At 62.5% G+C, this 725-nt stretch carries 1 pseudogene; it reads left to right on the forward strand.

Going from position 1 to position 725, the window contains the following annotated elements:
* A pseudogene (locus AB9K35_RS00495) lies at nt 1–593 on the forward strand (IS3 family transposase); the annotation flags it as partial.
* Nucleotides 594–725: the final 132 nt, after the last annotated feature.

The raw sequence follows: 725 nt of genomic DNA on the forward strand, positions 1-725 counted from the left end.
GATACGATGCTGGACAATGTGGTTCTGAAGGATCTTCTGGGAAAGAACTGACGACGCTGACCAAGCGGCGAGAGGCAGCGCTCAGGGCGATGCGGGATCACGGCATCTCGCAGCGCAGGGCCTGTCGGCTTGTCGGTGTCGACCCCAAGACGGTCCGGCGCGAACGCCCGCCGGACTGCCCTGAGATCCGCAAGGAGATGCAGGAGATCGCCGGAAAGCGGCGCCGGTTCGGTTACCGGAGGATCGGCGTGTTGCTTGAGCGCAAAGGCATGATCATGAACCACAAAAAACTCTACCGCCTCTACCGCGAAGAAGGCCTCGCGGTAAAGCGGCGGCGGGGCCGCAAACGCGCCCGGGGCTCGCGCACGCCGATGCCCGAAGCCACACGGCCGAACCAGCGCTGGTCCCTGGACTTTTTGGCGGACAGCTTCGGCGCGTCGCGGAAATTCCGCATCCTGGCCGTGAATGATGACAGCTGCCGGGAAAACCTATGCCTGACCGCGGACACCAGCATTTCAGGCGAGCGCGTTGCCCGGGAGCTGGACGCCCTCCTCCGGATCTACGGAAAACCCGCTTGCATTGTCAGTGACAACGTCCTATGTCGGGAATTTCCGGCTGCTTAGGTCAGCAGGTCATGGAGCATCCGGAGCCCCGGACGCCCTGACAGGTTTGCCCAGACGGGCTCTGCCGTCAAGAAATGATCTCTTCCATAGCAAACACAGGGT

The sequence above is a fragment of the Leisingera sp. XS_AS12 genome (assembly GCF_041224635.1).
GTDB lineage: Bacteria > Pseudomonadota > Alphaproteobacteria > Rhodobacterales > Rhodobacteraceae > Leisingera.